We start from the raw sequence: 26,065 nt of genomic DNA, 5'->3' as shown, positions 1-26,065 counted from the left end.
AAGCGGCGCTTCCATCGGCACGGCAGAACATAACGAACCGTTATGCGATTTGCGAAAAAAGGTCACTTTTCATAACTTTCCGGATTGGCTAAAGTCCTGCCATCCCCTTCGTGAAATACCTATCAGGAGACGCCCGATGGATTCCCCCACGATCCTCACGCCGCGCGACTGGCCGTCGCATCCCGCGTATGTCCACCCCGAGTACCGTTCGTCGGTGAAGCGCGGCCCGACGCGCCCGATGATCCCGTTGAAGGAAAAGCTGCGCGACCAGTACGTGCCCGTCTATGGCACCGAGGATCTCGGCGCGCTCGACCACGACCTGACGAAGAACGCCGTGAAGAACGGCGAGCCGCTCGGCGAGCGCATCGTCGTCACCGGCCGCGTGCTCGACGAAGGCGGCAAGCCCGTGCGCAACACGCTCGTCGAGGTGTGGCAGGCGAACGCGGCCGGCCGCTACGTGCACAAGGTCGATCAGCACGACGCGCCGCTCGACCCGAACTTCCTCGGCGCGGGCCGCTGCCTGACCGACAACGAAGGCCGCTATCGCTTCCTGACGATCAAGCCCGGCGCGTATCCGTGGGGCAATCATCCGAACGCGTGGCGCCCGAATCACATCCACTTCTCGCTGTTCGGCGACTACTTCGGCTCGCGCCTCGTCACGCAGATGTACTTCCCCGGCGATCCGCTGCTCGCGTACGACCCGATCTTCCAGGGCACGCCGGAACAAGCGCGCGACCGCCTGATCTCGCGCTTCTCGATGGACATTACCGAAGAAGGCTATGCGCTCGGCTACGAATTCGACATCGTGCTGCGCGGCCGCGACGCTACCCCGATGGAGCGCTGAACCATGACGACGCTGAAGCAAACCCCTTCGCAAACGGTCGGCCCGTACTTCGCCTACGGCCTGTGCCCGCAGCAGTACGACTACGACCTGAAAAGCCTGTTCACGCCGACGATCGCCACGCCGGACGCCGAAGGCGAGCACGTGCTGCTGGTCGGCCAGGTATTCGACGGTGACGGCAACGTCGTCGGCGACGCCGTGCTCGAATTCACGCAGGTGGACGGTGCTGGCCGCTACCCCGCGTCGCGCGCCGACATCACGAAGTCCGGCTTCACGGGCTTTGCCCGCGTCGGCACGGGCACCGATCCGCAGCAACGCTTCGTCGTCGAGACGGTGAAGCCGGGCCGCATCGCCGCCGACGAAGCGCCGCACATCAATGTGACGGTGATGATGCGCGGGATCCTGACCCACGCGTTCACCCGCGTGTATTTCGACGACGAAACCGCGGCGAACGCGGCCGATCCGGTGCTGAACCTGGTGCCGGCCGAACGCCGTGCGACGCTCGTCGCGAAGCGCGACGCGCAGCCGGGCCGCCCGGTCGTGTATCGCTTCGACATCCGCATGCAGGGGCCGGACGAAACCGTGTTCTTCGACCTGTGACGCGTGAGCCGGCGCAGGCCGGCTCCCCCGCACCGAACCGCCGCGTGGCGCGATACCAACAGGTCTTGCGTCGCGCGGCGGTTTTCGTTTTCTCCGCCGATATTCGATGTTGCGTCGCGGCACATCCGGTCCGGATTGCGGATGCTGATGGCGGACGGGTTCCGTTCCCGGCACCCAACACGCGATTCAAACGCATGCTGCAACTGCACATGAATCGTCCGACACGCGCGATATCGCTTGCGCGTTATGCAGCGTATGCTTTGCTATCCGCCACGCACTGACGGGATTGAATCGGGAAAGGCAACAATTCCATGAGTCATACGCGATAGCGGCCAGCCCGCGGCCAACCCGCTGTTCGCGCATTTTTTCTGACCGAGTGCCTTTAAGCGCGTCTGACCGAAACCTGGCAGGCGCGTTTTTTTCGTCCTCGGCGGCGGCCGTGTGTGGCCGCCGCCGCATCCGTTCCGGCTAGCGGCGAATCTCCAGATACCGGCTCGGCGTATCGCCGAGGATGCGGCGAAACGCGGACGTAAAGGCGCTCGCGCTCGCATAGCCGAGATCGAACGCGACGCGCGTCACCGGATGCCCGTCGCTCAGGCGGGTAATCGCCGCGAGCATGCAGACCTGCTGACGCCACGCGGCGAAACTCACGCCGGTTTGTGCGCGGAACAGCCGCGTGAACGTTCGTCGGCTCACACCCGCATCGGTCGCCACCCGATCGAGATCGGCGGCGATCGACGGCGACGCGAACAGATGCCGGCAGATCTTCGCGAGGCGCGCGTCGGCCGGCAACGGTGCATGCAGCGACAGCCGCGGCATCGTCGCGATTTCCGCGACCAGCAGCGCCATCAGCTTGCCCGCCCGGCCGTCGACGTCGTACATCGCCGGCAGGTCGATCGCATCGTCGATCAGTTGCCGCAACAGCGGCGACACGCCGTACACGCCGCACTGGTCCGGCAGCGCCGCGGCCCGGGCCGCGTCGTCGGTCACGAACGTGTTGAGCATCGTGACCGGCCCGGTCATCGTCATCTCGTGCCGCACGCCGGCCGGCACCCAGCACGCGCGCTGCGGCGGCACGAGCCAGCGGCCGTGCGGCGTCGCCACGCTGATCGTGCCGCGCGACGCGAACGCGAACTGCCCGCGCCCGTGCGCGTGCTCCGGAAACGTCGTGCCCGCCGCGTAGTCGTTGGCGGTCACGACCACGCTACGGGGAATGTGTTCATAGGGATCTAGCAGCGTATTTCTCAAGGCCCGACTTCCATCATGAATGACCCGATCTCGAAGGCGGGTCACCTTCGCTCGGTCTACGATCCGCTCCACGCTTGCGCGACCGGCTGGCCGGCCGCAAGACCCGACAGCCGAATCGGCTGGATAGCGACTTCATCGGAACGGAGATGCCCAAAACGTTTCAGCGCGCGGGGACGGCCCCTGCGGCGGCATCCGGTCGGCGCGCGTCACCGCAGCATGAACGACATGGCCGACAGGCTGTTCAGCGTGCGCACGACGTGCTCGACCGACGGTCCGTCGAAGCGCAGCGTCACCGCGTCGACCCGTTCGAGCGACGGCAGCACGCCGAACAGATCGGCGAGCGCGGCCGTCTGTACGCGCAGCGTGCAAGCGGCCGGCGCGGGCCGATGCGCGCCCGCGCGCCAGCCGGACGACAGCGCCTGCGCGACCGTGTCGCGTGCGGCAGTCGCGATGCGCGCGCAGGACGCGGCGGGCGTAAGCGTATCGCCGCTCGATGCGCCGCCGGCCGTCTTGACCGTCTCGAACCGCGCGTCCGGAAACAGCGGCCGGGTTTCCTCCGCGAACACGTCGTCGCCCGATGCCAGCGCGACGTGCGCACCGTATTCGCGCGCCAGCGCGCCGTACAGCCCGGCTTCGCCGAGCTCGACGCCGTTCAGCCACACCTGCGTGAACGCGAAGCCGTTGATGGTGTGTGCGAGCACGCCGCGAGTCTGCGATTTCGCGTGAAAGCCGATCATGAACACCAGATCGGGCTGTTGTTCGAGGCCCGCCATCATCCCGAGCGTGCGCGGCTTGCCGAGCACGACACGCGCGCGCGCATCGAGCTCGTCGGGCAGCAGGTTGCGAAAGCCGCCATGCGAGTCGTTGACCCAGACGGCCTGCGCGCCGCCCGCGAACGCGCCTTCGATCGCCGCGTTCGCCTCGGCGGTCATCCAGCGGCGCGCGCGTTCGTATTCCGGATTGCCGGCACGCGTCTGCTCAGCGGCGAACACGCCAGCGACGCCTTCGATGTCGGTCGAGATCAGGATCTTCATGACGGAATATGACGTCCTTCGTTGCCTTCGTTGAACAGTCGGTCGAGATCGGGCACCGCGTCGCGCAGCGCTTGCCGCACGTGAGCGTCGCGCCCGACGACGGTCACCGCCTGCAGCAGCGCGTCGGCGATCGCGTGTTCGACGCTTTCGGCCGCGGCCATGAACAGCGGATCGAGCGCCGCATCGGCGACGAGGGCCGGCAATGCGAGGGTCGATGCATCGTGCGCGACCGTGTATGCGGTGGAAAACGCGAGCGCGATGTCGCCGCTGCCGTGCCCGTAGACCGACCCGGTACGGGCGAGCCCCGCGCCCGCGCGGCGAGCGAGCCGCGACAGGTGGCGCGCGTCGAGCGGCGCATCGGTCGCGAGCAGCAGGATGATCGAGCCTTGTTCGGGCGCGGCGACTGGGGTCGGCTGCGCGGCGGCGGCTTGCCGCTGCGCGACGATGCGCCCGACCGGCAGGCCGCCGAGCGTCAGCATCGGCAGCCGGCCGAAATTCGCGAGCACGAGCGCGCCGACCGTATACGGCCGTCCGGCCGCGATGGCCACGCGCGACGCGGAGCCGATCCCGCCCTTCAGGTCGAAACACGACATCCCGCGCCCGGCGCCCACCGCACCGCGTGCGAAATCGCGCGACGCGGCACCGCACGCTTCGTCGTAATGCGCGGCCGTCACCGCGAACGCCTGGATGTCGTTCAGATAGCCGTCGTTACACTCGAACACGAGCGGGTTGACGGTCGGCCAGTCGCGGCCGATCCGCGGATTCGCGGCCACCGCCGCGCGGATCTGCGCCTGTGCGACCGTGCCGACACCGAACGTGTTGGTGAGCGCGATCGGCGTCTCGAGCGTGCCGAGTTCGTCGACCTGCACGAGCCCGACGCTCTTGCCGAAGCCGTTGATCACGGCCGCGCCGGCCGGCACCTTGCTGCGGTACAGGTCGCCCGCGTGCGGCTTCACGACGGTGACGCCCGTCTGCACGCCGCCGGCGTCGAGCGTCGCATGCCCGGCCGTCACGCCCGGCACGTCGGCGATCGTGCCGCGCGGCCCGGCCGGCAGCGTCGTGCTCCACATGGGTGCTGCACGCATCAGCGGCGCTCCAGCTTCGGATCGAGCGCATCGCGCAGCCCGTCGCCGAGCAGGTTGAACGCGAGCACGGTGAGGAAGATCGCCAGGCTCGGAAAGATCGCGACGTGCGGCGCGGTCACCATGTCCGCGCGCGCCTCGTTGAGCATCGCGCCCCACTCCGGCGTCGGCGGCTGCGCGCCAAGCCCGAGGAACGACAGGCTCGCGGCCGTGATGATCGACGTGCCGATCCGCATCGTGAAGTAGACGACGACCGACGATACGGTGCCCGGCAGGATGTGCCGCATGATGATCGTCCAGTCGGATGCGCCGATGCTGCGCGCGGCTTCCACGTAGGTCATGTGCTTGAGCATCAGCGTGTTGCCGCGCACGAGCCGCGCGAACGCCGGGATGCTGAAGATCGCGACCGCGCAGATCACGTTGATCATCCCGTTGCCGAGGATCGCGACCACGCCGATCGCGAGCAGGATCCCCGGGAACGCGAACAGCACGTCGGCGATACGCATCGTGATGCGATCCCACCAGCCTTCGTAGTAGCCGGCGAGCAGCCCGAAGAAGGTGCCGATGATCGCGCCGAGCGCGACCGAGAAGAAGCCGGCCGCGAGCGAGATGCGCGTGCCGGCGATGATCCGGCTGAAGATGTCGCGGCCGAGCGCGTCGACGCCGAACCAGTGCACGGCCGACGGCCCCGCGTTCAGCGCGTCGTAGTCGAAATAGTTTTCCGGATCGAACGGCACGACGTGCGGGCCGACGAAGGCGAGCACGACGAGCGCGAGCACGAAGCCGCCCGCGACCAGCGCGACGGTCTGCTTGCGGAACTTGCGCCAGAATTCGCGCCACGGCGTGCGGATCGCGCTCGATGCGGCCGGCGCCGCGGGCTGGACAGTCGCGTTCATGGGCGCCTCACTTGAACCGGATGGTCGGATTGATGACCGCGTACAGCACGTCGACGGTCAGGTTGATCAGGATGAACTCGAGCGAGAACAGCAGCACGATCGCCTGGATCACCGGGTAGTCGCGCATCGTCACCGCATCGACCAGCAGGCGCCCGAGCCCCGGCCAGTTGAACACCGCCTCGACGACGATCGAGCCGCCGAGCAGGAAGCCGAACTGCAGCCCCATCATCGTGACGACCGGGATCATCGCGTTGCGCAGGCAATGCTTGAGCACGACCATCGGCTCGTGCACGCCCTTCGCGCGCGCGGTGCGCACGAAGTCCTCGTTGAGCACCTCGACGAACGACGCGCGCGTGAAGCGCGCCATCACGGCCGCGACCGCGGCGCCGAGCGTCAGCGACGGCAGCACGTAACTCTTCCACGTGCCGTCCGGCACGACGGGCAGCCAGCCGAGCTTCACCGAGAAGATCTCCATCAGCAGCATGCCGAGCGCGAAGGCCGGAAACGAGATGCCCGACACCGCGATCGTCATCCCGACGCGGTCGGGCCAACGATTGCGCCACACCGCCGACGCGATCCCGATCGCCATCCCGAACAGCGTCGCCCACACCATGCTGACGAGCGTCAGCAGCAGCGTCGGCATGAAGCGCTCGCCGATCTCGGTCGACACCGGCCGCTTGCTGCGCGTCGACGTGCCGAAATCGCCGTGCGCGATCTTCACGAAGAAGTTCGCGAACTGCGCGGGCAGCGGCCGGTCGAGGCCGAGATCGGCGCGCACGAGCGCGACCGTCGCGTCGTCGGCTTCCGGGCCGGCCGCGAGCCGCGCCGGGTCGCCCGGCAGCAGGTGCACGAACAGGAACACCAGCACCGCGACGATCGCGAGCGTGGGCAACAGGCCGAACAGGCGTTTGACGAGAAAATTCAGCATGGGGCACCGATCGAATCAGCGCGCCGGCAGCTTGCGCCGCCAGCGCCGCGCAGCGGCCGAACCGCCGTCATTTCACCGAGATTTCGTCGAAGTTGAACGAACCGTCCGGCATCACGTACATCCCGTGCAGCCGCTTGCTGCGCGCATAGACGATCTTCTCCTGCACCAGGAAGATCCACGGCGCGTCGGTCCACACCTGCTTCTGCGCATCGGCGTACAGCGCCGCCTTCTTCGCACGATCGGTCGTCTCGAGCGCCTTCGCGAGATCGTCGTCGACGGTCGGGTTCTTGTAGTACGCGGTGTTGTAGAGCTTCGGCGGCACCGACGTGGACGCGAGCAGCGGCGACAACGCCCAGTTCGCCTCGCCCGTCGACGCCGACCAGCCGCTGTAGTACATCCGCACCGGTGCGGTCGCCGGATCCTGCGCGCTCTCGACCTTCGCGACCCGCTCGCCGGCCTCGAGCGCCTGCACCTGCACCTTCACGCCGACCTGCGCGAGCTGCTGCTGGACGAACTGGATCAGCTTCTGCGCCGTCGAATGGTTGTACGCGGACCAGAGCGTCGATTCGAAGCCGTTCGGATAGCCGGCCTCCTTCAGCAGCGCGCGCGCCTTGGCCGGATCGTACGGCCAGGGCCCGAGCTTCGTCGCGTATTCGACGCCGACCGGTGCGACACCCGTTTCCGGGGTCGCGTAGCCGGCGAACACGACCTTCGCGAGCGCTTCCTTGTTGACCGCGTAGTTCAGCGCCTCACGCACCTTCGGGTTGTCGAACGGCTTTTTCGACGTGTTCAGCGAGATGTAGCGCTGGATGATCGACGGCCGCTCGATCAGCTCGACCTTCGGGTTGTTCTTCAGGTCGGCGGCCTGCTCGAACGGAATCGTGAATGCGAAATCCGCCTCGCCGGTCTTGAGCAGCGCGGCGCGCGTGTTGTTGTCGACCACCGGCTTCCAGTCGATCGAATCGACCTTCGGGTAGCCCTTCTTCCAGTAGCCGGCAAACTTCTTCACCTTCATGTCGTCGGTCTGCTTCCATTCGACGAACTCGAACGGGCCCGTGCCGACCGGATGCAGCGACACGTCGCGCCCCCACTTCTTCAGCGCGGCCGGCGAGATCATCACCGCCGACGGGTGCGCGAGCGTGTTGATGAACGCGGAGAACGGCTCGCGCAGCGTGAAGCGCACCGTCATCGGATCGACCACCTCGGTCTTCTCGATCACGCGGAACAGCCCGTAGCGCTTCAGCTTGTTCGCCGGATCGGTCACACGGTCGAAGTTGGCCTTCACCGCGGCGGCGTTGAAGTCGGTGCCGTCCTGGAACTTCACGCCCGGGCGCAGCTTGATCGTGTAGGTCTTCGCATCGGGGCTCGCTTCATAGCTCGTCGCGAGCACGTTGACGAGCTTCATGTCCTTGTCGAAACCGAACAGCCCTTCGTAGAACGACTTGACCACGGCTTGCGACACCGTGTCGTTCGCGTCGTACGGGTCCATCGTCGTGAACGTCGAGTACACGGCGACCACGACGTTCTGCTGCGCGAACGCGGGCACCGCGACCGACAGCGCGAGCGCGCCGGCCCCCGCAACGAGCAACGCGCGCGGACGGAACATCGGGAACGAATGCGGCTTGTTCATTGTGTCTGGCTCCTGTGGATGATTCGGTAACGCGGGGTGGAAATCGCGGCGTGACTGCATCCGCTCGGGAAAATGACGCCGTTGCCTGGCGCGTGCGCCGCTGCGGTCCATATGCGACTCGCCGTGCAATCAATACGCGCCGCCGACGCGATGCGTCGCGACGTAATGATCGGGACCGACCGCGACGAGCGGCGCGACCGTCGGCTCGTCGCCGGCCGCGCGGATCGGGCTGGGGATTTCGTCGGCCGCGAGCTGGCGCGGCGCATGCCGGCGCGCGGGGTCGGCCACCGGCACCGCGCTCATCAGCTTCTTCGTGTACGGATGCTGCGGCGCCTCGAACACCGCGCGGCGCGGGCCGATCTCGACGATCTGGCCGAGATACATCACCGCGACGCGATGGCTGACGCGCTCGACCACCGCCATGTCGTGCGAGATGAACAGGTACGCGACGCCGAGCTCGCGCTGCAGGTCGAGCATCAGGTTGACGATCTGCGCCTGCACCGACACGTCGAGCGCGGACACCGATTCATCGGCGATCACGACCTTGGGATTCAGCGCGAGCGCGCGCGCGATCGCGATGCGCTGGCGCTGGCCGCCGGAGAATTCGTGCGGATAGCGGCGCGCGGCCTCCGGCGGCAGGCCGACCTTGTCGAGCAGCCAGTCGACGCGCGCCTGTGCTTCGCGGCCGCTCGCGATGCCGTGCACGAGCAGCGGCTCCATGATCGAGAAGCCGACGGTCAGGCGCGGGTTCAGCGACGCGAACGGATCCTGGAAGATGAACTGGATGTTCCGGCGCAGCGCCTGCAGGTCATGGCCCTTCAGTGCGCTGATGTCGCGGCCGTCGAACTCGATCGAGCCGCTCTGCGATTCGACGAGGCGCAGCAGCGAGCGGCCGGTGGTCGACTTCCCGCAGCCCGATTCGCCGACGAGCGCGAGCGTCTCGCCCGCGCGCAGCTCGAAGTTCACGCGCTCGACCGCATGCACGTACTGCGACACGCGGCCGAACACGCCGCTCTTCACCGGGAACCGCGTGACGAGATCGCGCACGCGCAGGATCGGCGGCGCGGCCGGATCGACGTGGGGCTGCAGGGCGGTTGCGGCGGCGGGCTCGTTCGCGCCCGCCGCCGGCGTGACCGTGCCGTCCGCCTTCAGCAGCGGGAATTTCTCGGGGATATCGGTGCCCTGCATCGAACCGAGCCGCGGCACGGCCGCGAGCAGCGCGCGCGTGTAGCGATGCGCGGGCGTCGCGAAAATCCGCTCCGACTCGCCTTCCTCGACCTTCTCGCCGCGATACATCACGAGCACGCGGTCGGCCACTTCAGCCACCACGCCCATGTCGTGCGTGATGAAGATCACGCCCATGTTCATTTCGTCCTGCAGGCCGCGGATCAGCTGCAGGATCTGCGCCTGGATCGTCACGTCGAGCGCGGTGGTGGGCTCGTCGGCGATCAGCAGCGCGGGCCGGCACGACAGCGCCATCGCGATCATCACGCGCTGCCGCATCCCGCCGGACAGCTGGTGCGGATAGCGCGCGAACACGCGGCGCGCCTCCGGAATGCGCACGAGATCGAGCAGTCGCAACGCTTCCGCGCGGGCCTCGGGAGCACGCTTCGACTGGTGCAGCGCGATCGCCTCGCTGATCTGGTCGCCGACCGTAAACACCGGGTTCAGCGACGTCATCGGTTCCTGGAAGATCATCGCGATGTCCGCGCCGCGGATCCCGCGCATCGCCGCCGCGCTCGCCTGTGCGAGATCGACGAGCGCGCCGCCGCGCCGCCGCAACGCGATCCGGCCGCTCGTGATCTCGCCGCCGCCGTGCTCGACGAGCCGCATCAGCGCGAGCGACGTGACCGACTTGCCGGAGCCCGATTCGCCGACGATCGCGAGCGTCTCGCCGCGATCGACGTGAAACGACACGTTGCGCACCGCGTCGAACGTCGCGTGCTCGCGCCGGAACATCACCGACAGGTCGTCGACGGCGACGACGCGCTGTTCCGGCAGCACCAGCGCGGACGTGTTTCGGCTCGAAGTCATGCGAAGGTCTCCTCGTGCGATCCGGAATCAGGCCGCATCGTCGCGGTAGATGCCGACCACCGGCGTCTCGCCGACGCGCGCGTAGCCGCGATACATCCCTTCCGTGTTGAACGGCATCGCGACGTTGCCATGCGCATCGACCGCGATGATCCCGCCGCGCCCCGCCAGGCGCGACAGCTTGTTCATCACGACATCGTGCGCGGCGGCGGCGAGCGACGCACCGCGATAGGCGATCTGCGCGGCCATGTCATGCGCGGTCGCGAGCCGGATGAACGTCTCGCCGGTGCCCGTCGCGGAGACCGCGCAGGTCGCGTCGTCCGCGTAACAGCCGGCGCCGATGATCGGCGAATCGCCGACGCGCCCCGGCTGCTTGTTCGTGATGCCGCCCGTCGACGTCGCCGCCGCGATATGGCCGTGCAGGTCGCACGCGACCGCGCCGACCGTGCCGTGCTTGCGGTCGGGATCGAGCGGCTCGGGCGGCTGCCCGTCGCCGAACGCGAAAGTCGCCGCATCGTGATCGAGCATCGTGCCGGTCGTCCCGCGCGCCTTGAGCCACTGCGCATGGCGCGCCTCGGTGTCGAAGTAGCCGGGCTCGGCGAGTGCGAGCCCCTGCGCGGCCGCGAACGCATCGGCGCCCGTACCGGCGAACAGCACGTGCTCGCTCGCTTCCATCACGCGCCGCGCGGCGAGCACCGGATTGCGCACGCGGGTCGCGCAGCAGATCGCACCGGCCGCGAGCGTCGTGCCGTCCATCACTGCCGCGTCGAGTTCGTGCTTGCCTTCGGCCGTATAGACCGCGCCGCGCCCGGCATTGAACAGCGGACAGTCCTCGAGCATCCGCACCGCGACGGTGACGGCGTCGAGCGCGCTGCCGCCGTCGGCGAGCACCTGCTGCGCGGCCTGCAGGATCGCGGTCAGCTCGGCGCGGTACTGGCGCTCGGTGTCGGTATCCATCGCATCGCGCAGGATCGTGCCTGCACCGCCGTGTATCGCGACGATCGCGGGTGAAGTCATGATTTTTTCGGCCCGGTGGAAGAAGGGTTGGCGGCCGGCAGCGCCGCTTGCGGCTGGATCAGCCACGGCAGCAGGAATTCGGTCATTTCGGCGGCGGACTTCGCGGAGCGGTGCGTGCGCAGCGCAACCGCATCGATCAGCGCCTCGATCATCGTCAGCACCGCCGCTTCCGACGTGGCCGCGAAACGCCGTTCGGCCTTCACGTACAGATTCAGCGACGCGATCGGCGCAAGCGGCGAACCGGGCCCGTCGGAAATGCCGAGCACGCGTGCGCCACGCGCCGCCGCGCGGCGGGCCAACTCGATCGTGTCCTTCACGTAACGCGGAAACGCGAGCGCGATCACGAGATCGCGCGCGTCGGCCGTATACAAGCGCCGCGCCGCATGCGAAGGGCCGCCGAGCAGCGCCAGCGACTGCACGTTGTCGTGACACACCGACAAGCCGTGTTCCATCAGCCCGGTCAGAAACGCGCTCGAACCGGCGCCGAGGATCAGCACGCGCCGCGCGCCGACGATCGCCTCGACGGCCGCCTCGACGTCGGCCGCATCCAGCTGCGCACGCGTGTTCTCGATGTTCGCCACGGCCTGGTCGAATACTGCGTCGATCCACGCTGCGCCACGCACACCCTGCTCTTGCTCCTGTTCCTGCGCGGAACGCAGCCGCTCGACCGGGCCGAGCGTCGCCTCGAAGCCTCGCACGAGCGCCGCGCGCATCGCCGGATAACCGTCGAAGCCGAGCGCCTTCGCGAAGCGGTTCGCGGTCGCGATGGATGCATTCGCGGCCTGCGCGAGCTCGTCGATCCGCATCGTCGCCGCGCGAAACGGATTCGCAAGCACGAACTCGCCCATCCGGCGGTGGATCGGCGTCATCCGCGGCATGGCCGTTGCGATGCGCTCCGCGATCGCGGATTCGCCCTGACCGACATCGTGCGGAACGAGAGGCGTCATACGAAAGGTTTTGCAAGGTGGATGAAAATCAATTTACACAATCTATCGACAAGAAAAAAATAAATTTTCATCAGGGTTGTCACGCCCCTGTCGTGCCCGTTCGGGCCGGCCAGGCGCAAGACGGCTGCCGACGCTTGTCGCGAGGCCATGCGGCACGCCGTCGTCGTGCGTCGAGGCGCGCAACCGGCACCTCGTTCATCGGGAAAACCCCGAGCACGTTCGCATGCGGATTCACGGCGAGCGGATCCCATTGGACGACCCTGCGCGCACGACGCGAATGGTGATACGGTCTCCCCGATCCTTCCGTCGTTCGCGCGCCGTGCGGCGCGTGCGGGTTTTCCCGATCGCACCGGTACCCTACAATTCGTCAGGTTTATCCCTGCATGTCCCCTTCTTGCAGTCCTGACACCCAGGTACACTCGACGCACGCCGTATCAGGGTCCGACGCGCGACGAGCGCGCCGGGCGGCGTTGCGCGTCGTTGCGCCCACAACTGGATGCCAGCCATGCCAGATTCCCGACCCTCGCCCCGCACCACCTTCAAGCCGCAGATCGTGCTGCCCCCGCTCGCGGTCATCGGCGCACTGCTCGTCGTGTGCGCGCTGCGCCCAAGCGAAGCCGGCGCGCTGTTCTCGGCCGGCCAGCAATGGGTCGTCGCGCGCTTCGACTGGTTCTACGTGCTGGCCGTCACGACCTTCCTGGTCTTTCTCGTGCTGATCGCGGCGAGCGACTTCGGCAACATCCGGCTCGGCCCGGACGATGCCGAGCCCGAGTTCAGCTTCCTGTCGTGGACGGCCATGCTGTTCGCGGCCGGCATGGGGATCGGCCTCATGTACTTCGGCGTCGGCGAGCCGATGCAGCACTTCCTGAAGCCGCCGACCGTCGACCCCGGCACGCCCGCCGCCGCACGCGAAGCGATGCTGATGACCTTCTTCCACTGGGGCTTCCATGCGTGGGCGATCTACGGGCTGATGGGGCTCGTGCTCGCGTACTTCGGCTTCCGCTACAACTTGCCGCTGACGCTGCGCTCCGGGCTGTATCCGGTGCTGCGCGAGCGCGTGAACGGCTGGATCGGCCACACGGTCGACGCGTTCGCGCTGGTCGGCACGGTCGCGGGGATCGCGACGACGCTCGGCTACGGCGTGATGCAGTTGAGCGCGGGCCTGCATACGGTCGCGGGCTGGGACACGAGCGGCAACGCGTTCCGCATCGGGCTCGTCGCGATCGTCGTGGTGCTCGCCGGCGCATCGGCCGCGAGCGGCCTCGACAAGGGCGTGCGGCGGCTGTCCGAGCTGAACCTGCTGCTCGCGTTTCTGCTGCTCGCGTTCGTGGTCGTCGCGGGCCCGACCGCGTTCCTGCTGCGCGCGCTCGGCGACAACATCGGCCAGTACCTGTCGAATCTCGTCGACCTGTCGTTCCGCACCTATGCGTACGCGCCGCCGCGCGAGGAAGGCTGGTTCGGCGGCTGGACGATTCTGTACTGGGCGTGGTGGGTGTCGTGGTCGCCGTTCGTCGGCATGTTCATCGCGCGCATCTCGCGCGGCCGCACGATCCGCCAGTTCGTGATCGGCGTGTTGCTCGTGCCGACCGCGTTCAACCTGGTGTGGATGACCGTGTTCGGCAACAGCGCGATCTGGCTCGATACGCACGACGCCGCCGGTGCGCTCTCGCAGACGGCCACCAGCGTCGACGCGCTGCTGTTCCGCTTCTTCGATTTCCTGCCGCTGCCGCAACTGCTGTCGATCGTCGCGATCGTGCTGATCGCGGTGTTCTTCGTCACGTCCGCCGATTCCGGCGCATTCGTGATCGACCAGATCGCGCCGCGCATTCGCCGGTCTGGCAGCGGCTGTTCTGGGCCGCGCTGCTCGGCGTGACGGCGGCCGTGCTGCTGGTCGCGGACGGGCTCGGCGCGCTGCAGGCGATGACGCTGATCGCCGCGTTGCCGGTCGCCCTGATCATGCTCGCGCTGTGCTACGGGCTGTGGCGCGGGCTTGCGGCCGATCGCGCGCACTATTCGCAGGACGTCGCGCCCGCGACGAGCTTCTGGACCGGCCAGCACTGGCGTCATCGCCTGACGCACATCCTGCGCCAGACGACCGAAGCCGACGCGCGCCAGTTCGTCGCGGAAACCGTCGAGCCCGCGCTGCGCAAGGTCGCCGACGAACTGCGTGCGGGCGGCGTCGACGCGCACGTGCAGCGCGACAGCGACGACGCGGTACGGCTGACCGTGCCGACCGCCGAACACCGCGATTTCGTCTATGGCGCGCGCGTGACGGCGAAATCCGCGCCCGCCTTCCTCGTCCGCGAGGCGGCCGACCCGGAGGCGGACCGTCCGCACGTGTTCGGCATCGTCACGTTCTTCGCGGACGGACGGCTCGGCTACGACGTCGAATACCTGCGCGGCGACGAACTGATCGCCGACGTACTGCGTCAGTACGAACGCTACGTGTCGCTCGCGGCCGACCAGCGTACGCATCTGCTGAGCCGCGCGCCGGGACACGCAACGGAGGCCGAATGAGCGGGCTGCTGCAAAGCCGCGCGGCCGACGTCATCGCGCTCGGCACGCTCGCCGTGCTCTACCTCGGCGGCGCCGGCATCGCGCTGTGGCGAATCCGCGCCGCGGCGCCGGTCGGCAAGGTCTACTGGATCGTCTGGGCGGCGCTGCTCGCCGGCGGTGCCATCGCGATGGGCGGCAACCTGTCGCCGGTGCCGAACAGCGGCGAGATGCCACCCGGTTTCGCGCTCGGCGCCGAGGCCGTCCTGCTCGGGCTCGCGCTGGTGGCCGGTGGCTGCGCGTGGCTGATGCTGCGGGCGCGGAAACGCTGACGCACGTACCTCGCCCGCCTCCCCTTCGTTACGCGCCAACAGCCGTGCGCGACGCGAACCGGCGGGCGCCGTTTCCCTGCTTCGCCGCTTTCACGCTACGCGTCGTGCACGCGGCGCGCGCGCCGTCACGAGCCAGCACGCCGCATTGAAGCGCACCTCGGCGCCGTGCACGTACCGCTCGAACGCCGCGCGCATCGTATCGATCACGCGCCGCCGCGTCGCTTCGTCGGCTTCGAGTAGCGCAAGGCCGACCAGGCCCAGCCGGGCAATGTCGTCGTCGAGCGCCGGCTCCGGCAGCACGCACGCCCGATCGACCGGTTCGATAGCAACTTCGACCCAGCCGCTGTCCGACAGCACCGACGCGAGCTGCCGCCGGTCGCCGAACGCGAACTGCCCCGGCGCGCCGGGCTGCCGCGCGGGCAGGTTCGGCAGCAACGGCGCGGCCGCCCGCTCGGCCGTCGTCATGAACGGGTTGTCGGCCGCGCCGCGCCACGAACCGCATCGGCGCGCCCGGACGCGCCGCAGGCCGCAGGTTCGCGAACGCCCGCACCGGATCGTCGAAGAACATCACGCCGAGGCGCGACACGATCAGATCGACGCTCGCAGGCTCGAACGCATGCGTCTGCCAGTCCGCACACGCGAAGCTGGCGCACACGTCGCTGCGTTCGGCACGCGCCCGTGCCGCATCAATCATCCGCGCCGAGATGTCGATGCCCATGCAGCGCGCGTGCGCACCGAGCCGCCGGGCAATCGCGCCCGTGCCGCAGCCGACGTCGAGCACGCGGGTGGCGGACGATGCTGCCGCGGCATCCGCGAGCGGCGTCTCGAACGGCTCGAACATCCGGTCGAGCGGCGACTGCGCATCGACCCATGCGCGCCCCGACGGACCGTTCCATAGCACCGATTGCGCTTCGTTGGGCCGGTTGGCTTCCATCGTCGATCCCCTTCCGATTCATTGATGACGAACCGGACTGCGCTGCTTCAAGCCGGCTTGAAGTCAAGAAAAGGGATCGCGACTGGCGGCCATACCTGCCTCGCGTAGCGCCGGTGCTGCGGTACGCGAGGCACCCGGCCTCAGCTCGCAACCGGCCGCCCTCGTGCGGCTGGCCCACCTTGCCGGAACTCCAGAATGCCGATCACGGCAAGAATCGCCGCCAGGCCCAACAAAACGGGCGTGGCGCCTTGACCAACCGCCCAAATCTGGCAAAGTACCACCATCAATCTCAGCCAGGCATCGAGACGCGCGAGTTCCCGGCCGGGATTGCGCAAGCGCGCCAGCGCCCAAATCACATACGCACACCCGCCGAGATTGATCAGGAAATGCGATGTTGGATCGAGCGATGCGAACCGAGTATTGAACCCAAGCGCCTCATCCAACGCCTGAATCGATGACAACACGTACGTCAGCGAAAAGGGAACAGCCAATGCAACGGTGGCGAACAGATCGTAGATCGCGCCGACTTGCACAACGCGTTTGTCGAAAGTCGAAATCATGTGAAAGCCTCGGTAGAACATCACGCAAGAAAAGGAATCAAGTTACGGATCTCGTGAAACTGACCAGATATGACCCCCAGGCGGTCTCGCTGGTCGACGACCGCCGCTACATGAATGGCTCGGTCCTTTGCGCTCGCCAGATATCCTGGTTGCATCGCTCGTTCTCGCAACGAGAATAGCTCCGGGAAAGTCGGACCGACCGCCCTCACGGCACTTGCAAGCGCCGTATCGACCGAGCACAGTCCCAGTACCGCGAAGAACACGTCAGGATGCTCCTGTCGATACACCTGCGCCAATGTATTTAGCGCGGCTTTCGACACCGCATAGGACAACATGCCCGCACGTGGACGTATCGCAGATATGGACGAAGAAATCACGATGCATTGGGGTTTTTTTGCGCGCGAGAAACAAACGTCAAGCACCGCTTTGTTCGCGATCAGGTTCAACGCGAGCACGTCCTCGAACTGACTGAGCGTCGTCTCGTGCGCCAATCGCGGCGCATCCCCGAACTTTCCGGCATTAAGAAATACGATTTCGGGCAGAGTGTGGTCGACCTGATCCAGCAGACGACCCGTGATCTCCTGCGCTTGATGCAGATTCCGCATGTCGCAGGCAGCGAAATGCATGTTGGGGTGCTCCGCGAGCTCGCCCGGTGGGCGCCTAGACATTCCGCATACCTGATAACCTCGCTCAAGATAAACCCCCGCCAACGCCTTGCCGATGCCAGCGCTGACCCCCGTCACCAGGACAGATTTCATAGACCCGACTCCATTCAGCATTTGCCTGCTTGATAACCACCGTCGACATTCAGAATCGTCCCGGTGACATAGGACGATTCCCTTCCCAGTAAATAAACAACGCTGCCCGCTATCTCCTCAGGTTCTGCAAAGCGCTTCATCGCAGTGGACGCCGCCTTGCGTTTCGCCCGTTCCGGGTTCGCCGCAAGCCTCTCGGGCGAGTTCATACCGCCATAGGTCGGTCCCGGCGCGACTGCGTTGACGCGTACCGCATAGCCGTCCGCACTGTCACACGCACACTCCATTGCCACCGCCTGCGTCAATGCATTGAGCGCCGCCTTGCTGGCCACGTAAGCCGCCTGATTGGGAATGGGTACAACCCCAGCACACGACGAGACGTTGACAATCGCGCCGCCGTGCAACCGCCTGATGTGTTGCAACTCACGACGCATGCAATACAACGGACCGGAAACATTGACGCGCAGCACATGCTCCCAGCTCGCCGCCGAAATCTGCGAAACTGGGCCATAAGGTGCTGTGACACCCGCGTTGTTCACCGCCAGTTCAAAATGCTCGAAGCGGTGCTCTATCTCGTCGAACGCCGCTTCCACTGAGGCGAGATCTCCAACGTCACATGCGACGAAAGCCGCCGACGAGCCCAAACGCTCCACGGCCCTTCGTCCCTTGTCCCCGTCACGCCCCAGCATGACGACGTACGCACCCTCGTGAACCATCCTCTCGGCCACCGCCAAACCGATGCCGCTTGTACCGCCAGAAATTACGCAGGTTTTACCGTTGAACGTCATGACTGCCCTCCAATGAATATTTGATATGCGCGGGGCGCCGATAATTTGGATTGACACAGCAATAGACACGATCGAGATCCGGATTACCCTTATCCCTAAAGCAATTGCCGTCGAATCGACATGCGTCGACGAGATGCGCTTGCCCGGCAACGGATTTCCGGATCAAGTCGTTATCGGCAAATAGCGCGCGTGTCATACCAACCAAGTCGGTGGTGCCATCTGCGACAAGGGTTTCAACCTCGCTCAGCGAACCGACGAAGCCCGCGAAGCCGATCGGAATAGACACCGTCGAACGAATAGATCGAACGCCCTCGAGCAACAACCGGCGTGTCTCCGGTGTCGGGTGTATCATCCGGTCGAAGGTCTCGCCAATCGAGATGGAGCACATGATCGCCGCCACACCGGCTTGCTCCAATGCACGTGTCACTTCATGCAGTAAATGCGGCCGCTGTCCGGCGTCACCGAGGCAATCGTCTATGCCTAGGCGAATGCTTATATCGAGCGAATTACCGGTCGCCGAACGGATATCATCGATGACCTCGAGTAGCAGTCGGGCCCGACGCATGGGCGTTCCGCCATAGTCGTCCGTTCTCCTGTTGGTATACGGCGACAGAAAGCTGCTGAGCAGGTAGCCATTCGAGGCCTGTAGTTGCACCAGATCCGCGCCCGCCTGCCGGGCAAGGCCGGCCGCGCGAACAAATTGCGCGCGCACTATCGCGATGTCCGACAGATCCATGGGCCGCACACGGTATGTCGGATCGATGTTCTGCATTCTTCGGCACGGAATCCCGCTCGGGCTCAACAACGGCGTGCTGGTATGCTGGCAGTTGCCTTGGGCACCATAGTGCTGGAGTTGCACAGCGACTCGGCAATCGTGATCAGCACCATAGGCGATCACCAGGGCAATGCGATTCGCGTGCCGGGTCGTGTACAGACACAGCCCCCGGCTCTGCAAGCGCGTCGATGGATCGATCGACGAATTGCCGAGTACCACCATACCGCAACCACCCTGAATCATTCCCTTGTAAAAGTCGAGCATCGGCTCGGATAACGATCCGTCGTCATCCGCAAGATCGATTCCCATTGGGGCAAAATAAACGCGGTTCTTCACCCTCTCCATCCGCCCGATTCGCAACGGCGACAATGCTGCCGAATACCGATCTACGTCGACATGCGTAGTCATTGCATATCGCTCCCCTGGACGGCCGGCAACGCGGCGATGCATGAGCCGGGCGCTGGGTCGGGCTCACTTGCACATCCCGCAAAAAAACAGTGGCACTTGATCGTCTCCTTGAGAGCGATCATCTGTTCGCGAGACAAATCTCCAAACGTTACCGTGATTTCGTCTTCATGCGCAGAGGCCTCGATCGACTCCAGCGGAAATGACAGGAAACCGCTTTTTTCGACGTGAATGGACAGGTGCTGCGCGGCCTGCAACATATCGACCAATCCATGGCTGATACGCAGTCGACCGCCGCGCAACGACAAGGCCGTTAACGTCGTTTGAATCGGCAGACAACCCTGTATGCCGATCAGCGCCTGGATCGACAATCTGGAAGACGGTACAAACCAATGACTCTCGGGAACATTCAGAACGCGCATCCTGCGGAACACATGAGCTTTCATCGCGCCGCCTACCAAGTGCACTCGTGCCACCAACCTACCGTTCTGGTAGAAACTCGCGGTCTTGTCAATGAATCGTGGCTTACTTCGGCGCATGCCATCCGTCTGAGTAACCAGTACTTCGACGTCGTATGCCGATTCGACATAGCTCATGAAGCGAATATCGAGCTCCGACATAGAAATCGATACGTCTCCGCGTTCGTAACCACTAAAGTTATAGACGTAGTGATACATCGACTGCCGAGCCACTTCGATCAGCATCAAGCCGGGAACATGCTCATGGGGCTTACGATAGAAGAAGTAATTTTCCGTGTCGTTCACCATCCGGCAACTGCTCACTGGCGCGGCGCTCCAATCCGGAGCATGCGCGAGAAGCGTGGCGACGTGCGCGATGACTTGATCGCTCGGGGGCTCCTCCGCGGGTAAGAATCGACGGCGCAGACACGCCTCGACCGATCTAGGGAGATAGCGCGCATTGAGCCGGCATCGTCCTTCGCTCAACGAGTAGTACTCCAATAGATTGATATCAAAGTCCTGCTCACCTTCCACTACGCTACGATTCAGATACAGCGGGATGCCCCTCAACGCGAAAATCCCGTCTTCTTCACGATAAACCGCATTGAATCGATCGATATCATCGGCCGACCAATGTTTCGCTAGCGTTGTGCTCTGTGTTTTTTCCATCCATGCCGGAACGATATGCGTTGCGTCCGCAATCAAAACATCATGAATGCTGTCTTTGTGAACGATATCCGGCGTAATAGGTTTTAACGATGTCATCGCGAGCCCTCCTTGCTTGCACCGGCGACCACCTCCACTTTTCTCAACATGTTGCGAACGATATGTCGATGAGCCACCGCGACCGGAACCATGTAAAGTCGCCCAAACTTGTTGTAGGTTTCAACCGAAGTCGTCACGTGCATTGATCTTGTATGGCCGATCGCGGTCGCGCAGTCGGCGCGGGGCGCGATGTCGACGGATACCATGACAGCTAGGTGCCGGTCCCGGGACGACAGCACCAGTTGGTGGTCCTCACTTCTTTCAACCGTGAAGAAATCGAGCCGACCACCGGCCGAAGGCGTCGACTTCGTCCTGTTTCGCGAAAAACCTCTGATTTCCTGGACGGCGAAGAGCCTCGATATCTTGTCGCGCAGGAAAAATGCTCCTCGCAACGGCAACGAAATGTCTTTCGTCATGATGCAGTAAGCCTCGAACGCCGTAAGCCGATCATTGAGCAGCGCGCAATCGACGTGAAGAAAGTCCAAATTACTCATATTCCCGACTAGGCACGCACCAGCCGGGATATTGGCCACAGGAATTTTTTTCATCGAATGAGCGCAATCTCCGCCGACTCGGCCTTGCAAAGCAATTTTTCATAAACAAGATCTGGCGCGTCATAACTGCGCTTGATCTCCCCTACGGTTTTCTCGACCGCATCGGCGAGCGCGTCGTCACTCAGAAACACCGATTCGTAAACCGAGACGAATCCCAAATATCGTGCCTTTACATAGCGCACCGTCTGCTGCAGCGGCCGAAGCAGTTCATCGATCGTATGATTATTGAATCCCCCAGCCCCATAAGCCGATTCCGGTGCGCCAATCGTAGTGACGACCAGAAATTCCTTGTCGCGCAACTTGTCTCCACCACGGGCATAGGCGAAGCCGGGGGTAAATACATCATCGATCCATTGCTTCATCAGAGCCGGACAGGAATACCAATACATTGGAAATAACAGGACGATTCGATCGTGGCACGCCAGCCGATCCTGCTCCGTCGCAACATCAAACTCGCGGTTTAAAAAATACTCAGCAAGACAGTGCAACGTGACCGTGCTGTCGGCCCGCAATGCACTGACCATTTCTCTATTGACACGCGAAACCTCTAGATTCGGGTGGCCGCAAACCACCAAAATTTCGCTCAAATATCACCCCACTTATTTAAATAATAAATATCAAACGGAAGATGCCCTCGTGGACGATGCATTTCGCAACGCACCAAGCCCTGTTATTGAACTGGACATCGCACAATCTGTAACCTACAATTTTTTATAGGTTTGTAGAAAAATCCTGATGCCCGCCTTTACCATCAGACTTCACCTATATTTCGCGACCCGATGCGCGGATCACACCAGAGCTTCGCACAATCTTTCAAACTGTCACATTAAGCGCGCGCCTGCCCTACTTCAATCGGCAGAACACCCATACCCAGCCATCCCAATATTTCAAAACGCCTACATTCAGCTAGACTATCGTCAGTTCAGCGAAGGTCTGCCATGAATCATCTTGATAAATTGATCGAGTTAGTCGATTGCAAGACGGTCGACTCGTGGGCGTCATGCCTATTCTCATTGGTCGAGTCGTTCGGATTAGCCGGCGTGGTATATGGAGTCAAGAAAAGTAAGGCAGCCGCGTTTTCTTCTGCGTTCATCCAGACCAATCTGTCGGCGAAATGGCTACAGCGCTACGAACACAAACAGTTCTACCGCGTTGACCCCATCATCGACCATTGCATGAGGCACAAATTGCCGCTGATCTGGGACGACAAAACCTATGTAACACCGGCTCAGCGGGCGCTATATGAAGATGCCTTCGAACACGGGCTGAGATCGGGCATCGCCTTTCCTGTCCACGGTCCGGATGGTCAGTTTGGCGTGGCGAGCTTCGTTTCCAGCGAAGCAAATGCGGGAAGCCTATTCGCGTGCAAAAAACTGCATGCCTCGCTATCGATGCTGAGCGACTACGCAACCGAAACATCGACTGCCTTCTCGGCAAGCCATTTCAATATGGATGGTGCGCTCAAACTGACGGCGCGCGAGCTCGAGTGCCTGACATTACTCGGCATCGGCAAGACATCGTGGGAAATATCGCGCATCCTGACGTGTTCGGAAGCCACCGTGAATTTCCATGTCTACAATCTGACCAGGAAATTTGGCGTAAGAACCCGACAGCAAGCCGTTATCAAAGGGATTTGCCATGGCCTCATCACTCCAATCTAAAATACTCCCGCCCACTCGAAGCCATCCATCCGATTCGTGGCAAGCACATTAGCGTCCACCACCGCAGAATCCGCGCGATGGACGACCGCGCAGCCATGGAAAACGGCAGCACTCATCGACCCGGCGTCTGCCGTTCATCATTTCTCGAGCCGCGACGCCGCGTCGTCATGCGCGAACCGCCTTCTGTTTTCACATTTCTTACATTCGCGCTGCGTATCGTTGACGACTTTCCTACGGTGCCTGTCCCTCCCATGCGACGATTCCTCACGCGCGCGCAGCTCGTGCGCTGCGCTCCCCTTGCTGCCCTCGCCGCGCTGTCCGCGTGCTCGAATCACATCGATACGCCGGACGATCCGGCCAGCGCCTCGGCCAGCGTCCAGGCCGCATGGGTCGAGATCGGCGATGCGAACCAGGCGATCGCGCGCGCGATCACGAACTACACGCCCGCGTCGGCCGGCGATCCGCTGTGCCCGCAACTGACCGTCGACGGCAAGGTGTCGCGCATGGCGCTGCGCGCAGGCGCCGCGACCGTCGCCCAGCGGCCGACCGCCAGCGACCCGGCCGATTCGAAACCGTCGAGCTTTCCCGTGTCCGTCTGCGAAATCACGCTGCCGGCCAATGCGCAGGCGGCAAGCGTCGCGGGCCGCACGCTGCCGCTGCCGAAAGCGCAGCCGCAGCGCATCGCGATCATCGCCGACACGGGCTGCCGGATGAAGAAGGCCGACAACGCATGGCAGGCGTGCAACGATGCCGCAGTCTGGCCGTTCGACACGATCGCGGCGAGCGTCGCGAAGCTGTCGCCGGATCTCGTGCTGCACGTCGGCGACTATCACTATCGCGAGAACGCATGCCCGCCGGACATCGCCGGCTGCAAGGACAGCCCGTGGGGCTACGGCTGGGATACGTGGCAGGCCGACCTGTTCCGCCCGGCCGCGCCGCTGTTCGCGAAGGCGCCGTGGGTGGTCGTGCGCGGCAACCACGAGGAATGCGCGCGGGCCGGCCAGGGCTGGTACCGCTTCCTCGATCCGCACCCGTATTCGGCGGCCCGTTCGTGCGACGATCCGGCCAACGACAACGACGCGAACTACTCGGATCCCTATGCGGTATCGCTTGGCGGCGGCACGCAGGTGATCGTGTTCGACACCGCGAAGGTCGGCCGCAACCCGCTGAAGACGACCGACGCGCAGTTCCGCATCTATCAGAAGCAGTTCCAGACGGTCGCGTTGCTCGCGTCGAAAGCCGGCATGACGACGACTATCTTCACGAACCACCATCCGATCCTCGCGTTCGCGCCGATCGCCGGCAGCACGCCCGCGCCGGGCAACCTCGCGCTGCAGTCGGTGATGTCGAGCCTGAACGCGCAGGCGTACTACCCGCCCGGTATCCACGTCGCGCTGCACGGGCACGTGCACGATTTCCAGGCGATCAACTTCTCGTCCGGCCATCCGGCGACGATCGTGTCCGGCAACGGCGGCGACAACCTCGACGTCGCGCTGCCCGACCCGTTCCCGGCCGGACTGATGCCCGCGCCGGGCGCCGTGATCGAACGGCTGTCGCACAACAACAGCTTCGGCTTCCTGATCATGGAACGACGCGCGGCGCCGGCGACGGGCTGGGTGTTCCATGCGTATTCGGCGGCCGGCAAGCTGCTCGCGTCGTGCGACCAGTCGGGCACGACGCTCGCATGCGACAAGACGGGGTTCATCGCGCCGTGAGCGACGGAGTTCGATTGAATGACGGTTTGGCGGGTTTGATCGACCGCCGCAGGCGGATCGCCGGAGCGCGGATGCGGCCGGTTTCGGCGGCGGCCGCTTCCGAGCGTCGGATTTGGGCTTCGGGTTCGGCTTCGGGTTCGGCTTCGGGTTCGGCTTCGGGTTCGGCTTCGGGTTCGGCTTCGGCTTCGGCTTCGGCTTCGGCTTCGGCTTCGGCTTCGGCTTCGGCTTCGGCTGCCGGCGGCGGCTCGCCGGTGCGCATCCTTGCCGCTGCCGTGCTCGCCGGCGCGGCGCTTGCGGCCCGAGCCGCGCCTTCCGAAACGACCCTGCTCCCCGGCGCGCCGCCGTCGCGTGTCGTCGGCACGATCGGCAACGGCACGCCGCAGGTGACCGGCAAGATCGACGCGGCGACCGCCCGTTTCGCGCCCGACCCGACGCTCGTCGCGCTCGGCCGCCGGATCTTCTTCGATCCGCGGCTGTCCGAGCCGCGCGGCATGTCGTGCGCGGGCTGCCACGATCCGGGGCGCGCGTTCGCGCCGACGCTGTCGGCGGCGTCGCTCGCGGGGCCCGACGTGCCGGAAGGCAGCCGCCCCGGGCGCTTCAGCCAGCGCAACGCACCGTCGCTGCTCTACGTGCGCTACGTGCCGCGCCGCCACTTCTATCAGGACGACGACGCGCCCGCGCCGTCGCCGTTCGGCGGACTCTTCGGCGACGGCCGCGCGGATACGCTCGCCGAGCAGATCCGCGGGCCGCTGTTCGATCCGAACGAGATGAACAACCGGTCGCCGGCCGCACTGCTGCGCAAGGTCGGCGACACCGAGCTGGCGGGCGATCTCGCCGCGCGCTTCGGCGCATCGGTGCGGCGCGATCCCGGGCAGCTGGTGCGCGCGCTGGGCGCCGCCGTCGAAGCCTATCTGCAGAGCGACGAGATGGCACCGTTCACGTCGCGCTTCGACGCGTTCCTGCGCACGCGCACGCCGCTCGCGCCGGCCGAGATGCGCGGCCTGGCACTGTTCCGCAATCCCGACAAGGGCAACTGCATGAGCTGCCATACGCTGACGGAGACGTCGAGTCGGCCTGAGCGCTCGCTCTTCACCGACTTCGGCTACGACGCGATCGCGGTGCCACGCAACCGGGCGCTGCCCGCGAACCGCGATCCTCGCCATTTCGACAACGGGCTGTGCGACACGGCCGCGCGGCTGCACTGGCCCGACCCGACGCAATGGTGCGGCTATCTGCGCACGCCGGGGTTGCGCAACGTCGCGGTCAAGCAGACGTTCATGCACAACGGCGTGTTCACGACACTGCGCGACGCCGTCGCGTTCTATAACACGCGTTCGACCGACCCGGGCTACTGGTATCACGGCGCCAGGACGTTCGACGACGTGCCGGCCGCCTATCGCGGCAACATCAACGTCAATTCGACGCCGATGAACCGCCGGCCGGGCACGCCGCCCGCACTGACCGATGCGGAAATCGACGACATCGTCGCGTTCCTCGGCACGCTGACCGATGCGCGCTACGCGCATCTCGCCGCGCCGGCCGCCCGCGAGGAGCCGGCCGCCCGGATCGCCGCGCCGGCGCGCTGAACCCTGGCCTGACGGCCAGGTGCGTGCGCG

The 26,065-nt window shown here is 65.2% G+C and carries 23 protein-coding genes and 2 pseudogenes; 7 read left to right on the top strand and 18 right to left on the bottom strand.

What is annotated here, in order from left to right:
* Positions 1–136: 136 nt before the first annotated feature.
* Both pcaH and pcaG read left to right on the top strand, forming a co-directional pair.
* Positions 137–844, top strand: coding sequence for a protocatechuate 3,4-dioxygenase subunit beta (gene pcaH, locus ACTJKF_RS03660; protein ID WP_440622208.1), 708 nt, complete (start codon positions 137–139; stop codon positions 842–844).
* A 3-nt stretch (positions 845–847) separates the two neighbouring features.
* Positions 848–1,441, top strand: coding sequence for a protocatechuate 3,4-dioxygenase subunit alpha (pcaG, locus tag ACTJKF_RS03655; protein WP_440622207.1), 594 nt, complete (start codon positions 848–850; stop codon positions 1,439–1,441).
* Between the two features lie 468 nt (positions 1,442–1,909).
* Here pcaG and ACTJKF_RS03650 read toward each other — a convergent pair whose 3' ends face one another.
* From ACTJKF_RS03650 to ACTJKF_RS03610, 9 genes are all read right to left on the bottom strand, one after another.
* The gene (locus tag ACTJKF_RS03650) at positions 1,910–2,689 is read right to left on the bottom strand and encodes an AraC family transcriptional regulator (RefSeq protein WP_440622206.1); all 780 of its coding nucleotides are present in this window, start codon (positions 2,687–2,689) and stop codon (positions 1,910–1,912) included.
* A 206-nt stretch (positions 2,690–2,895) separates the two neighbouring features.
* The gene (locus ACTJKF_RS03645) at positions 2,896–3,723 is read right to left on the bottom strand and encodes a M55 family metallopeptidase (protein ID WP_440622204.1); all 828 of its coding nucleotides are present in this window, start codon (positions 3,721–3,723) and stop codon (positions 2,896–2,898) included.
* Positions 3,720–4,808, bottom strand: a complete 1,089-nt coding sequence (locus ACTJKF_RS03640; RefSeq protein ID WP_440622203.1) for a DmpA family aminopeptidase — start codon at positions 4,806–4,808, stop codon at positions 3,720–3,722. Before ACTJKF_RS03640 ends, ACTJKF_RS03645 begins: the two co-directional genes overlap by 4 nt.
* Positions 4,808–5,701 (bottom strand): glutathione ABC transporter permease GsiD, encoded by an 894-nt coding sequence (gene gsiD / locus ACTJKF_RS03635; RefSeq protein WP_440622202.1) that lies wholly within the window; start codon positions 5,699–5,701, stop codon positions 4,808–4,810. The genes ACTJKF_RS03640 and gsiD overlap by 1 nt, the downstream gene beginning before the upstream one ends.
* A 7-nt stretch (positions 5,702–5,708) precedes the next feature.
* Positions 5,709–6,629: a glutathione ABC transporter permease GsiC gene (gene gsiC, locus ACTJKF_RS03630; RefSeq protein WP_440622201.1), complete on the bottom strand. Its 921-nt coding sequence runs from the start codon at positions 6,627–6,629 to the stop codon at positions 5,709–5,711.
* Between the two features lie 67 nt (positions 6,630–6,696).
* Complete coding sequence (gene gsiB / locus ACTJKF_RS03625; RefSeq protein ID WP_440622200.1) at positions 6,697–8,259, bottom strand: glutathione ABC transporter substrate-binding protein GsiB; 1,563 nt, start codon at positions 8,257–8,259, stop codon at positions 6,697–6,699.
* 129 nt (positions 8,260–8,388) lie between these two features.
* Positions 8,389–10,293 carry a dipeptide ABC transporter ATP-binding protein gene (locus ACTJKF_RS03620; RefSeq protein ID WP_440622199.1) on the bottom strand — a complete coding sequence of 635 codons (1,905 nt, stop codon included), beginning with the start codon at positions 10,291–10,293 and terminating at the stop codon, positions 8,389–8,391.
* 27 nt (positions 10,294–10,320) lie between these two features.
* Positions 10,321–11,307 (bottom strand): isoaspartyl peptidase/L-asparaginase family protein, encoded by a 987-nt coding sequence (locus tag ACTJKF_RS03615; protein ID WP_440622198.1) that lies wholly within the window; start codon positions 11,305–11,307, stop codon positions 10,321–10,323.
* Positions 11,304–12,254, bottom strand: coding sequence for a MurR/RpiR family transcriptional regulator (locus ACTJKF_RS03610; RefSeq protein ID WP_440622197.1), 951 nt, complete (start codon positions 12,252–12,254; stop codon positions 11,304–11,306). The genes ACTJKF_RS03615 and ACTJKF_RS03610 overlap by 4 nt, the downstream gene beginning before the upstream one ends.
* A gap of 505 nt (positions 12,255–12,759) precedes the next feature.
* Here ACTJKF_RS03610 and ACTJKF_RS03605 point away from each other — a divergent pair.
* Both ACTJKF_RS03605 and ACTJKF_RS03600 read left to right on the top strand, forming a co-directional pair.
* Positions 12,760–14,771: pseudogene (locus ACTJKF_RS03605) on the top strand (BCCT family transporter).
* Positions 14,768–15,079: a hypothetical protein gene (locus ACTJKF_RS03600; protein ID WP_440622196.1), complete on the top strand. Its 312-nt coding sequence runs from the start codon at positions 14,768–14,770 to the stop codon at positions 15,077–15,079. The pseudogene ACTJKF_RS03605 and the gene ACTJKF_RS03600 overlap by 4 nt, the downstream one beginning before the upstream one ends.
* Before the next feature lie 90 nt (positions 15,080–15,169).
* On the opposite strand, the pseudogene ACTJKF_RS03595 reads toward ACTJKF_RS03600, so the two are convergent.
* The 8 genes and pseudogenes from ACTJKF_RS03595 to ACTJKF_RS03560 all read right to left on the bottom strand — a co-directional run bounded on the left by ACTJKF_RS03595 (position 15,170) and on the right by ACTJKF_RS03560 (position 21,660).
* Positions 15,170–16,013 (bottom strand): annotated as a pseudogene (locus ACTJKF_RS03595) (class I SAM-dependent methyltransferase).
* A gap of 140 nt (positions 16,014–16,153) precedes the next feature.
* Positions 16,154–16,573, bottom strand: coding sequence for a hypothetical protein (locus ACTJKF_RS03590; RefSeq protein ID WP_440622195.1), 420 nt, complete (start codon positions 16,571–16,573; stop codon positions 16,154–16,156).
* Positions 16,574–16,593: 20 nt separating this feature from the next.
* Complete coding sequence (locus ACTJKF_RS03585; RefSeq protein WP_440622194.1) at positions 16,594–17,331, bottom strand: SDR family NAD(P)-dependent oxidoreductase; 738 nt, start codon at positions 17,329–17,331, stop codon at positions 16,594–16,596.
* 14 nt (positions 17,332–17,345) lie between these two features.
* The gene (locus ACTJKF_RS03580) at positions 17,346–18,116 is read right to left on the bottom strand and encodes an SDR family NAD(P)-dependent oxidoreductase (RefSeq protein WP_440622193.1); all 771 of its coding nucleotides are present in this window, start codon (positions 18,114–18,116) and stop codon (positions 17,346–17,348) included.
* Entirely contained in the window at positions 18,100–19,299 is a 1,200-nt protein-coding gene (locus ACTJKF_RS03575; protein ID WP_440622192.1) for an oxidoreductase, read from the bottom strand. The genes ACTJKF_RS03580 and ACTJKF_RS03575 overlap by 17 nt, the downstream gene beginning before the upstream one ends.
* Positions 19,296–20,519: an AfsA-related hotdog domain-containing protein gene (locus ACTJKF_RS03570; RefSeq protein WP_440622191.1), complete on the bottom strand. Its 1,224-nt coding sequence runs from the start codon at positions 20,517–20,519 to the stop codon at positions 19,296–19,298. The genes ACTJKF_RS03575 and ACTJKF_RS03570 overlap by 4 nt, the downstream gene beginning before the upstream one ends.
* The gene (locus ACTJKF_RS03565; protein ID WP_440622190.1) at positions 20,516–21,067 is read right to left on the bottom strand and encodes a DUF2867 domain-containing protein; all 552 of its coding nucleotides are present in this window, start codon (positions 21,065–21,067) and stop codon (positions 20,516–20,518) included. Before ACTJKF_RS03565 ends, ACTJKF_RS03570 begins: the two co-directional genes overlap by 4 nt.
* On the bottom strand, positions 21,064–21,660 hold the full coding sequence (locus ACTJKF_RS03560; RefSeq protein WP_440622189.1) for an NAD(P)H-dependent oxidoreductase: 597 nt from the start codon (positions 21,658–21,660) through the stop codon (positions 21,064–21,066). Before ACTJKF_RS03560 ends, ACTJKF_RS03565 begins: the two co-directional genes overlap by 4 nt.
* A gap of 351 nt (positions 21,661–22,011) precedes the next feature.
* Here ACTJKF_RS03560 and ACTJKF_RS03555 point away from each other — a divergent pair, with 351 nt between their 5' ends.
* Complete coding sequence (locus ACTJKF_RS03555) at positions 22,012–22,734, top strand: helix-turn-helix transcriptional regulator (protein WP_440622188.1); 723 nt, start codon at positions 22,012–22,014, stop codon at positions 22,732–22,734.
* Positions 22,735–22,985: 251 nt separating this feature from the next.
* Positions 22,986–24,449: a metallophosphoesterase family protein gene (locus ACTJKF_RS03550; RefSeq protein ID WP_440622187.1), complete on the top strand. Its 1,464-nt coding sequence runs from the start codon at positions 22,986–22,988 to the stop codon at positions 24,447–24,449.
* Here the strand turns inward: ACTJKF_RS03550 and ACTJKF_RS03545 are convergent.
* On the bottom strand, positions 24,436–24,708 hold the full coding sequence (locus ACTJKF_RS03545) for a hypothetical protein (protein WP_440622186.1): 273 nt from the start codon (positions 24,706–24,708) through the stop codon (positions 24,436–24,438). The genes ACTJKF_RS03550 and ACTJKF_RS03545 overlap by 14 nt on opposite strands.
* Between ACTJKF_RS03545 and ACTJKF_RS03540 the strand changes: the two genes are divergently transcribed.
* Positions 24,701–26,035 (top strand): cytochrome-c peroxidase, encoded by a 1,335-nt coding sequence (locus ACTJKF_RS03540; protein WP_440622185.1) that lies wholly within the window; start codon positions 24,701–24,703, stop codon positions 26,033–26,035. The two genes, ACTJKF_RS03545 and ACTJKF_RS03540, sit on opposite strands and share 8 nt — an antisense overlap.
* Positions 26,036–26,065 lie beyond the last annotated feature (30 nt).

The organism is Burkholderia sp. 22313, from assembly GCF_052045245.1.
Lineage (GTDB): Bacteria > Pseudomonadota > Gammaproteobacteria > Burkholderiales > Burkholderiaceae > Burkholderia.
The sequence above is the reverse complement of the archived record's forward strand: the minus strand, read 5'-3'. Positions and strand labels throughout refer to the sequence as shown.

Excerpts from the sequence above, each read along its gene's own strand:
- ACTJKF_RS03610 (WP_440622197.1), bottom strand. The coding sequence starts at position 12,254 with ATGACGCCTCTCGTTCCGCACGATGTCGGTCAGGGCGAATCCGCGATC.
- ACTJKF_RS03555 (WP_440622188.1), top strand. The coding sequence starts at position 22,012 with ATGAATCATCTTGATAAATTGATCGAGTTAGTCGATTGCAAGACGGTC.
- ACTJKF_RS03640 (WP_440622203.1), bottom strand. The coding sequence starts at position 4,808 with ATGCGTGCAGCACCCATGTGGAGCACGACGCTGCCGGCCGGGCCGCGC.
- ACTJKF_RS03565 (WP_440622190.1), bottom strand. The coding sequence starts at position 21,067 with ATGAAAAAAATTCCTGTGGCCAATATCCCGGCTGGTGCGTGCCTAGTC.
- ACTJKF_RS03600 (WP_440622196.1), top strand. The coding sequence starts at position 14,768 with ATGAGCGGGCTGCTGCAAAGCCGCGCGGCCGACGTCATCGCGCTCGGC.
- ACTJKF_RS03585 (WP_440622194.1), bottom strand. The coding sequence starts at position 17,331 with ATGAAATCTGTCCTGGTGACGGGGGTCAGCGCTGGCATCGGCAAGGCG.
- ACTJKF_RS03615 (WP_440622198.1), bottom strand. The coding sequence starts at position 11,307 with ATGACTTCACCCGCGATCGTCGCGATACACGGCGGTGCAGGCACGATC.
- ACTJKF_RS03590 (WP_440622195.1), bottom strand. The coding sequence starts at position 16,573 with ATGATTTCGACTTTCGACAAACGCGTTGTGCAAGTCGGCGCGATCTAC.
- ACTJKF_RS03580 (WP_440622193.1), bottom strand. The coding sequence starts at position 18,116 with ATGACGTTCAACGGTAAAACCTGCGTAATTTCTGGCGGTACAAGCGGC.
- gsiD (WP_440622202.1), bottom strand. The coding sequence starts at position 5,701 with ATGAACGCGACTGTCCAGCCCGCGGCGCCGGCCGCATCGAGCGCGATC.
- pcaG (WP_440622207.1), top strand. The coding sequence starts at position 848 with ATGACGACGCTGAAGCAAACCCCTTCGCAAACGGTCGGCCCGTACTTC.
- ACTJKF_RS03550 (WP_440622187.1), top strand. The coding sequence starts at position 22,986 with ATGCGACGATTCCTCACGCGCGCGCAGCTCGTGCGCTGCGCTCCCCTT.
- gsiB (WP_440622200.1), bottom strand. The coding sequence starts at position 8,259 with ATGAACAAGCCGCATTCGTTCCCGATGTTCCGTCCGCGCGCGTTGCTC.
- gsiC (WP_440622201.1), bottom strand. The coding sequence starts at position 6,629 with ATGCTGAATTTTCTCGTCAAACGCCTGTTCGGCCTGTTGCCCACGCTC.
- ACTJKF_RS03645 (WP_440622204.1), bottom strand. The coding sequence starts at position 3,723 with ATGAAGATCCTGATCTCGACCGACATCGAAGGCGTCGCTGGCGTGTTC.
- ACTJKF_RS03545 (WP_440622186.1), bottom strand. The coding sequence starts at position 24,708 with ATGCGCACCGGCGAGCCGCCGCCGGCAGCCGAAGCCGAAGCCGAAGCC.
- pcaH (WP_440622208.1), top strand. The coding sequence starts at position 137 with ATGGATTCCCCCACGATCCTCACGCCGCGCGACTGGCCGTCGCATCCC.
- ACTJKF_RS03570 (WP_440622191.1), bottom strand. The coding sequence starts at position 20,519 with ATGACATCGTTAAAACCTATTACGCCGGATATCGTTCACAAAGACAGC.
- ACTJKF_RS03575 (WP_440622192.1), bottom strand. The coding sequence starts at position 19,299 with ATGACTACGCATGTCGACGTAGATCGGTATTCGGCAGCATTGTCGCCG.
- ACTJKF_RS03620 (WP_440622199.1), bottom strand. The coding sequence starts at position 10,293 with ATGACTTCGAGCCGAAACACGTCCGCGCTGGTGCTGCCGGAACAGCGC.